This window comes from Candidatus Frankia nodulisporulans, from assembly GCF_902806475.1.
Classification (GTDB): Bacteria; Actinomycetota; Actinomycetes; order Frankiales; family Frankiaceae; genus Frankia; species Frankia umida.
This window is the reverse complement of record NZ_CADCWS010000029.1, coordinates 20,134-28,884: the sequence shown is the minus strand read 5'-3', so window position 1 is coordinate 28,884 and position 8,751 is coordinate 20,134. Positions and strand designations below refer to the sequence as shown.

Sequence of the window (8,751 nt, the reverse complement as noted above, 5' to 3'; positions counted from 1 at the left end):
CGACGACGACGTTGGTCGGGACCGTGACGGTCAGGGTCGGGCTCCAGCTCACCGAACTCGCGGCGCCGCGGGCGGCGGTGGCGGAGAACGCCCGGCGACCGCCGGCAAGTGTGACGGCGTTCGCGCCCGGCGGCTGGCCGGGGGTGACGGCGCTCACCGGACCCGTGGTAGCGGTCGCCGCACCGGAACGGTACTGCAGCAGTCCTGAGGAGATGCGCTCGTAGGGTTGCCCGGATCCGGTGGTGCAGGTCGTCGAGATGACGGTAGCCGCCCAGGAGCCACCCGCCGAGTCGCTGGAGATTGTCACCGTGCCGAGCGAGCCGGCCAGGGTGCCACCGCCGACCCGGACAGAGCCAAGGCTCGCCGTGGTCGGTACCGTGATGGAGTAGGCGGCGTGGGCTGGGCCGCAGGTCAGCGCGCCGGCGACGAGCGCCAACGCCGTGAGTACCGGTAGCCCGCCGACAGCACGCTGCCGACGGGTGAAACACAATCGCATGGCCGCTCCTGACCCCGGGAAACTGGGTGGTGACGGATTGCTACCAGTGACGGTGGTCGCAGAGCAAGGAAGGAAGGTGCCGTCCACGGTGACCGAGTCCAGGACCGAGCGGGCGGATAGGGCAGTCGACCCAGCCGGCTAGCCGGGCGGCCAGCCCGCCCGGACGGTGGGGCGGTATCGGGGTCGGGCCGAAGGTGGGTCGGGTCGAAGCTAGGCCACGGCCACGGCCACGGCTGGGGCTGGGCTGTGGGCGGATCCGGGGTCGGGCTCGGGCCTGGCCGGGGTCAGGGCCGGACCACGAGCGGGTCAAGGTCTGGGTCAGGGGTGCGGCGGGGGCCAGGTCGGGCTGCGGCCGTGGACGGGCCGGGGCCAGGTCGGGTCGGGGCCGTGGACGGGCCGGGGCCAAGTCGGGTCGGGGCCGCGGCTGGGTTGGGGAGCGGCAGGCGGCGGCCTGTGGGGTGGCTCCGACACGCAGGAATTCGCTTAGTACTTATATTGATACTGAGAGTGATAGCGTCGCGCCGCGCATCCGGCGGTACCCGCACGTCGCCTCGGCGAGTCCGATTCCGCTGCTGGGGTGCGTTCGTGTAGTCACTCTTGGGGGTTCTTCAAGTGCGCAGGTCCACCACCCTTTTCATCGGCGCGGTCGTGTCGACTGCGGCAGCTTTCGCCGCAGCGCTTCCCGCTGACGCCGCCACCAACTCCACCACGTCCACCACCTTCAGCCTGACCGGCGGGGCGCTCGACATCACGGCGCCGGCGACCGCTGACCTGAGCAGCTTCCCGGTCAGCGCCGGCTACGTCTCCGGCAACCTTGGCGACGTCGTCGTGACCGACAGCCGCGGCAACTCGGGTGCCAGCTGGACGGCGAGCGTCAGCGCGACCGCCGTCACGGGCAGCGGCACCGCCGAAGGTGTGAGCCTGCCGCCCGAGTCCGTCTCCTACGACCCAGGTGTGATCGGCGCCACCAACGTGACCGCGGCCGGTCTGCGACTCCAGTCGCTGTCCGAGACGCCACAGGCGACCGTCGCGGGCACCGCCGGTACCGGCGTCAACTTCGCCACCTGGAACCCGACGCTGGGCGTGAACATCCCGGCCGCTTCCGCGATTACCGGTACTTACACCGTTACGCTGAGCCACTCGGTCGCCTGACCGGTTCGACTCGACTCGTAGACAAGGATCCAGACGAGTGACGGTGGCGAGAACATGCGCGTAGGACCCCGCGTGGCCGTGCGATCCGGCCTGCGTCTCAGCACGCTGGGAACCCTCGTCACCGTGGCTGGACTGCTCCTGCCCGGCACCCTGGTCGGCACGTCCCCCGCCCTCGCGGCGGATGGGCGTGCCGACCAAGCGGCTGCGGCACCCGCGCAAGGCGCATCACCCCAGAACGGTTCGGCCCAGAACGGCCCAGCCAAGGGCGGACCGGCGGGTTCCCAGTCGGATGCGGGACGCTTCGGTATCCGACTGACCGAGGTGACCGACTCGCTGCGCGATGATCCGCGGGCCCGCGAGTACATCATCGATCATCTCAACCCGGAGTCGGTCCTGAGGCGCCAGGTGGAGGTCTACAACGACGGCACCCAGCCGTTGCACCTGTCGCTGTATCCGGCGGCCGCCTCGATCGGCGACGGCGAGTTCCATTTCGGCGAGGGGCACGCGGCCAACGAACTGAGCACCTGGATCTCGGTCAAACCGGCCACCATCGATCTTGGCTCGCACGACCGCAGCAACGCCGAGGTCACCATCCACGTCCCGAAGGATGCCTCGCCGGGCGAGCACTACGCCGTTCTGTGGGCCGAGGCGGTCAGCGCGCCCACCCAGGGTAGCGGCGTGCGCATGGTCAACCGCGTCGGTATCCGTGTCTACCTGGACGTCGGCCCGGGAGGTCCGCCGGCGGCGGGGTTCGCCATCTCGGCCCTGACCGCGAGTCGGACGCCGGACGGCCGGGCCGCGCTGAGCACCGAGGTGCACAACACCGGTGGACGGGCCCTGGACATGTCCGGGGACCTGCGGTTGGAACGGGGACCCGGCGGCCTTCAGGCCGGCCCGTTCCCGGCGAACCTTGGCACCACGATCGGCCCGGGTGAGATCGTCCCCGTGAGCATCCCGTTGGACAGCGAGCTGCCCCTGGGACCCTGGCACGCGTCGGTGACGCTGCGTAGCGGCCTGGTCGAGCACACCGTCAACGCGACGATCACCTTCCCGAAGAAGCCCGGCGAGTCACATCGCTATCTGATCGGCGGCTATTCGGCCTGGCACTATGTCGCCGGCGCGGGCATCGCGGTGCTGCTGCTGATCATTGTGATGGGGCTCGTCCTGCTCAGCCGGCGTCGTGGCAACCGCCGCGGTGGCCGGCACCTGTCCACTGTCGGCAGCGTGCCGAGACAGGACGGAGCCGCTGAGCAACAGGGCAGCGCCACCGAGCAGCAGGACGGGGCCACCGAGCAGGACACTGCCGTGGGACGAGCCGGCTTCGGGCAGGGCGGCCCGGGCGATCAGGGAGCGCAGACGTCGGTGTAGGGGATGCCGGGCACCTCGTGGTTCCACTCGTCGCGGTCCGGGGCCGCCGACGGCGTCGCGCAGGCCAATCGGCGTAGCCGGGCGGGGTCCAGGGTGCCGACGAAGGTCTGGCCCTTCTGGGTGGTGACCGCGACGGCGCCCGTTCTGGCGGTGCTGATCGCCTGGATCGGGCCGTCCAGGTCGCCCAGCCGCGTGAACGGCGGGGACGTCCCGGCGGGGGCCTGGGCGAGGCCATCGAGGTTCCAGTAGGCGACCGTGCCGGTGGTGTCGGCGCTGAGCAGCTGGTCAGCGCCGGTGTAGGCGACGGTCGCGACGGCGCTGCCGTGGCCGGTGAGGCGGTGCACCACCCGCGGTCTGGCCGGGTCGCTGACGTCGGTCAGCTGCACCACCTGGTCGTCGCCGCCGGTCGCGAGCCTGGTGCCGTCCGGGCTGAAGGCGACACTGTTCACCGCGCCGGTATGCCCGGTCACCAGGCCGAGCTGGCTGGGGTCGGCCGGGTCGCGCACGTTCCACAGCTGCACGGAACCGCCAACCCCGGCGATGGCGAGCACCGCGCCGTCGGGTCGCAGTGCCACTCCCGTCACGGGCCCTCGTCCCACGAGCAGGAAGCGCGAGCGCGGTTGGTTCGGGTCGGTGACGTCCCACAGTCCCACGGACGAGTCGCCGCCGGCGGTGGCCAGCAGATGCGCGGCGGACGACAACGCCAACCGGTGCACCGCGGTCGCCTGGGTGCCGAGGGAGCCGTGTCTGACCGGCCGGCTCGGGTCGGTGACGTCCCAGAGGCGTCCCGCGTCGCTGGCCCCGCCGGTCGCGAGCGTCCGGCCGTCGTCGGCGAAGACGACCCCGTTGGCCTGGTCGTCATCGTTGCCCCTGGTCGCGACGGTCGGTTGCTGACCGGCGGTGAGACGCCACAGGTGCAGCCGTCCGGCGTTGTCGGTGGCGGCCAGGGTCTGCCCGTCCGCGCTCAACGCGAGATCGGAGTAGACGGTGCCGCTCGAGTCGACCTGAGCCGCGGTCGACTGGGCGAACGACAGGATGAGCGCGTCGCGCGCCGGGTCGGTCGGGGCGACAGCGTAGGCGGCGAGGCTCAGCCGGCCGGCGAGCTTCGGATCGTCGGGCCGCACGAGCGCTGCCCGCGCGGCCAGCCCGGTCGACGCCTTCGTCCGTTCGGCCGCGGTGGGCTGGTCACCCTTCCCGCCTCCCAGCACGACGATCGGGACGGCCACCGCCGCTGCCAGCAACACCGCGAATCCGGCGCCGACGAGCAGCGCGCGCCGCCGCCGACCGCGTGACCCGTCCTGCTCGTCCGCACTGGCCGCGGCCCGCGTGGACGTGGATGGTCCGCCAGCGGGCGGCGTCCCATAGGTGGACGGCCCCAGTGGATGAGGAGAGGGCGAGGCCTCTGCTGGTACTGCCGGGGCGGGTGATGGTGAGCCCGCCGGACCTGCCGTAGGGCGTGCGGCGACCGGTGGTGGCGAGGCGACCGGTGGTGGCGAGAGCTGGGTCTGCGGCATCTGCGCCGCCTGCGTGGGCCATGGCCGGGCGGCACCGGCACCACCACCCGCGGCGAAGCCCGCTGACTCCGAGGTGACGGGAACGGCTGGAGCGGCGGCGGCAGGTGTGGCCGGGGTACCAGGTGTGGCCGGCGTGATCGGGGTGGCCGGCGTGATCGGGGTGGCGGTACCGGCGGTGATGGGGGGTGCGCTGGTGGTGGGGGTGGAGTCGGCGCGTCCGCGTCGGCCCCAGCGGCGTCGGGGCGAGCCGGGTTCGGTGGCGGACGGATCGACGTCCGCGGCATCGGCGAGCGGCCCCACCAGGTGGACCGGCACGGGTCCGCCGGCCGTCAGCGCGCCACGCAGCTCCTCCGCGGTGGGTCGGGCCGCGGGTTCCTTGGCCATCGCCGCCTCGACGAGTTCGCGCAGCTCCGGGTTGAGGCTGTCGAGCTTGGGCGACTCGTTGACGATCCGGTAAGAGGATCGCCTCCATCCGGCCGGTGCCGAACGGCGGCTGACCGGTGGCGGCGAAAATCATCACGGCGCCCCAGGAGAAGATGTCGACCGCCGAGGTGATCGGGGAGTCGAGGATCTGCTCCGGTGACATGTAGCCGGGGGTGCCGATGGCCTGGCGGACGTTGCGGGACAGCTCGGTGTCCGCGTTGAACTCACGGGCCAGGCCGAAGTCGATGACCTTCGGGCCGACCGGGGAGAGCAGCACGTTGCCGGGGGTCAGATCGCGGTGCACGATGCCGGCGGCGTGGATGGCGGTCAGCGCCGTGGTGGTGCTGACGGCGAGCTGCTCCAGGTCGGCGGGGCGCAGCGGCCCACGGATCGACACATGGCGTGACAGCGTGGGGCCTTCGACGAACTCGGTCACCAGGTAGGGCTGCTGGCCGTGCGGGTCGGCGTCGAGGACGGCGGCGGTGGTGAAGCGGCGCACCCGCCGGGCGCTTTCGGCCTCGCGGGCGAACCGGGCGCGGAACTCGGCCCGTTGGGCCAGCTCAGGGCGGATCACCTTGATCGCCACCGCGCTGCCGTCGGGCGCCCGGCCGAGGAAGACCGTGCCCATCCCGCCCTGCCCGAGCCGCCCGATGACCTGGTACGCCCCGAGGCTGCGCGGATCGCCGGGCTGCAACGGCCGTGCGGTGCTCCCGGTCAGCGGCGGTTGTGCCGACCCCGTCACCGTGCCCCACTCCCGCGGCGGCGCCGCGCGCCCCGCAAACCCCCTGCTTCGGCGACGTCCGCCCGCCCCGGCGGTATCGCTCTGACCTGTTCTTCATACCAGCAGGTGATAGGGCCCAGTAGCCCAGTGCTTTGTCTCCACCCCGACACCGCCGGCCAGGTCCCGACACCGCCTGCCAGTCCGGGGCGCGCGGACGGGTCAGGCGGTGTCGGACGGTCGGGCGGTGTCGGGAGGGACACAGCCGCTCAGGCGGGTTGGGGCTCCTGGCGTAGCCGGCCACGTCCGGCGTCGTCACGGATCTCGCCGACCAGTTCCTCGAGGATGTCCTCGAGGGCGACCAGGCCAAGCACCGCACCGGCGTCGTCGGTGACGCGGGCGAGGTGGGCGCCGGAGTGCTGCATGGTGGCCAACGCCGTGCGCAGGCTGTCGTCCGCGGCGACATGTGCCAGTGGACGGACCCACTTGGCGGCCACCGGACTCGTCCGCTTGGTCGAACGGGTCTCCAGCACGTCCTTGAGGTGCAGGTAGCCGGTCATCTCACCGCTGGTGTCGCAGACCGGGAAGCGGGTGTAGCCGGTGCGGGCGGCCAGCTGCTCGACCTCCCGGGGAGTGATCGTCGGTGGCACGGTGACGAGGCTGCCGGGTGCGAGCAGCACACCACGGGCGGTGCGTTCCTCGAACGACAACGCGCCGGTGAGCAGTTCGTGCTCGTCCTGGGCGAGCAGGCCCTCGCGGTGGGACTCCTCGACGAGTCCGGCCACCTCGTCGCGGGTGAAGGTACTGGCGACCTCGTCCTTCGGTTCGACGCCGACGGCGCGCAGTGACAGGTTCGCCACCTTGTTCAGCGCGATGATCAGCGGCTTGCCCAGTCGGACGAAGCCGACGAGCATCGGCGCGAGCAGCAGCACGGCCTTGTCCGGCATCGTCAGCGCGATGTTCTTCGGGACCATCTCGCCGATGACGACGTGCAGAAAGGTGACCAGCGCCAGGGCGACGGCGAACGACAGCGGATGCAGCAGCGCCGCGGGCAGGGAGATCGCCTCGAACGGGCCGTGTAGCAGATCCGCGACCGCCGGCTCACCGAGGGCACCAAGTCCCAGGGTGCAGACGGTGATGCCCAGCTGCGCGCCGGCGAGCATCAGCGAGACGTGCTCCATCGCCCCCAGCGTGATCTTCGCCAGCCGGTTGCCGGACTCAGCGAGCGGTTCGATGCTGGTCCGCCGGGCCGAGATCAACGCGAACTCGGCGCCGACGAACAGGGCGTTGAGCAGGAGCAGCGCGATGGTCGCCGAGACCGCGAGCAGGGGGCTCATCGGGCCGTCGCCTCTGGCTCACGGGCGTCGCTGGCAGCACCGGGCCGGCCGGTTCCGTCGAGTCGGACGCGGTCGACCCGACGGCCGTCCATGCGTTCGACGGTGTAACGCACACCGTCCACGAGGGTGCTGTCGCCGCCGTGGGGGATGCGGCCGAGCGCACGGGCCATCAGCCCGCCGAGCGTCTGGTAGGTGTCGTCGGTGGGGATCTCGATCCCGGTGATGTTGCCAGCCTCCTCGGGGCGTAGCAGACCGGAGAGCAGCCAGGTGCCGTCGTGACGGCGCAGCGCGCGGGGGGAGACCCGGTCGTGTTCGTCGACGACGTCGCCGACGATCTCCTCGATCAGGTCCTCGGCGGTGACCAGGCCGTCCGTCCCGCCGAACTCGTCGACGACGATGGCCATCTGGAGTCCACCGGCTCGCAGTGTCTCCAGCAGCGGTTCCAACAACAACGTGGATGGCACGGTCACCGGCGTGACCATGACCTCACGCACCGGCGTGTGGTCACGGGCCTCCTCGGGGACGCCCACGGCGTTCTTGATGTGGATGACGCCGACGACGTCGTCGCTGTCCGCGCCGAGCACGGGGAAGCGGGAATGCCCGGTGCGTCGGGTGAGCGTGATGACCTCGCTGATCGGCTCGTCCGCGTGCACGGTGCGCATCCGCATCCGGGGGGTCATCACATCCTCGGCGGTGCGGTCACCGAACAGCAGCGACCGTTGGACCAGTGTCGCGGTCTCCTGCGACAGCGTGCCGTGCTCGGCCGAGCGTCCCACCAGGGAGAACAGCTCCTGCGCCGAGCGGGCGGAGGCGAGCTCCTCCTGCGGGGTGATACCGAGGGGGTGCAGCAGCGCGTTGGCGGAGGCGTTCAGCGACCGGATGGGCAGCCCGGCCAGCCGGGTGAACGCCCGCTGCGGCCCCTGCACCAGCTTGGCGGTGGGCAGCGGGCTGGACAGGGCCAGGTTCTTCGGGATCAGCTCACCGAAGATCATGGTGACGGCGGTCGCCAGCACCATCGCGATCGTCACCGACAGTGCGTCGACCGCGCCGCCACTGACTCCGATGCCGCGCAGCGGACCCCGCAACAGGTCGGCGATGGCGGGTTCCGTGAGGAAACCGATGGCCAGGTTCGTCACGGTGATGCCCAACTGGGCACCCGAGAGCTGGGTGGACAGGGTGCGCAGGGCGGCCAGCACCCCGCGGGCCCCGCGTTCGCCGCGTTCGGCGGCCCGCTCGATGGAGGGCCGGTCCGCCGTGACGAGGGCGAATTCGGCGGCGACGAAGATCCCACAGGCGGCGACAAGCGCCAACCCGGCTATCAGCAAGAGCGCCTCGATCAACGGTCGACCCCCGTCGGCGCGTACGTGGGTCGGCCGGAACTACATCCGGCGTCGGCGGAGTCTGTCATGATCCCTTCCGGTCGGTGCGGGACGACCTGGCGCAGGCCATACCCCGTATCCGGGGTATCAACGCGCCGGCTGGCCCGTTCGTTTCACGATGACCCGTCGTTGCCGGACGGTCCATACCCGTACCGTCCATCGGTAAAAGATCACGGTATGGAGACGTCGTCCAGCAGCACGGTCCGCCGCCACGCCGACGACCGCGGCACCGGCCGGCCACGAAGGTGGATCACTCGATCGGGCCAGCCCCATCCCGCGGCGCGGGCCAGCCCACCGATCGGGTGTCACGCATCGTGACTTTGGGCAGGGGATAGAGGACAGCGGCCGTAGGACGAGGACGAGA

The 8,751-nt window shown here is 71.6% G+C and carries 7 protein-coding genes; 2 read left to right on the top strand and 5 right to left on the bottom strand.

Features of this window, described 5'->3' with window-relative positions; all coding sequences use genetic code 11:
* The coding region (locus tag G6R24_RS05300) for a hypothetical protein (RefSeq protein WP_163548042.1) at window positions 1–496 on the bottom strand (496 nt) is incomplete at its 3' end.
* A 612-nt stretch (window positions 497–1,108) separates the two neighbouring features.
* Between G6R24_RS05300 and G6R24_RS05295 the strand changes: the two genes are divergently transcribed.
* On the top strand, window positions 1,109–1,648 hold the full coding sequence (locus G6R24_RS05295) for a hypothetical protein (RefSeq protein ID WP_163548041.1): 540 nt from the start codon (window positions 1,109–1,111) through the stop codon (window positions 1,646–1,648).
* A gap of 72 nt (window positions 1,649–1,720) precedes the next feature.
* Window positions 1,721–3,016: a COG1361 family protein gene (locus G6R24_RS05290; RefSeq protein WP_163548040.1), complete on the top strand. Its 1,296-nt coding sequence runs from the start codon at window positions 1,721–1,723 to the stop codon at window positions 3,014–3,016.
* Here the strand turns inward: G6R24_RS05290 and G6R24_RS21915 are convergent.
* The 4 genes from G6R24_RS21915 to G6R24_RS05275 all read right to left on the bottom strand — a co-directional run bounded on the left by G6R24_RS21915 (window position 2,992) and on the right by G6R24_RS05275 (window position 8,348).
* Window positions 2,992–4,260 (bottom strand): WD40 repeat domain-containing protein, encoded by a 1,269-nt coding sequence (locus G6R24_RS21915; RefSeq protein ID WP_225438145.1) that lies wholly within the window; start codon window positions 4,258–4,260, stop codon window positions 2,992–2,994. The two genes, G6R24_RS05290 and G6R24_RS21915, sit on opposite strands and share 25 nt — an antisense overlap.
* Complete coding sequence (locus G6R24_RS21910; protein WP_225438144.1) at window positions 4,202–5,695, bottom strand: serine/threonine-protein kinase; 1,494 nt, start codon at window positions 5,693–5,695, stop codon at window positions 4,202–4,204. Before G6R24_RS21910 ends, G6R24_RS21915 begins: the two co-directional genes overlap by 59 nt.
* Before the next feature lie 245 nt (window positions 5,696–5,940).
* Window positions 5,941–7,008, bottom strand: coding sequence for a hemolysin family protein (locus G6R24_RS05280; RefSeq protein WP_163548039.1), 1,068 nt, complete (start codon window positions 7,006–7,008; stop codon window positions 5,941–5,943).
* Entirely contained in the window at window positions 7,005–8,348 is a 1,344-nt protein-coding gene (locus G6R24_RS05275; RefSeq protein WP_163548038.1) for a hemolysin family protein, read from the bottom strand. The genes G6R24_RS05280 and G6R24_RS05275 overlap by 4 nt, the downstream gene beginning before the upstream one ends.
* Window positions 8,349–8,751: the final 403 nt, after the last annotated feature.

Excerpts from the sequence above, each read along its gene's own strand:
- G6R24_RS05280 (WP_163548039.1), bottom strand. The coding sequence starts at position 7,008 with ATGAGCCCCCTGCTCGCGGTCTCGGCGACCATCGCGCTGCTCCTGCTC.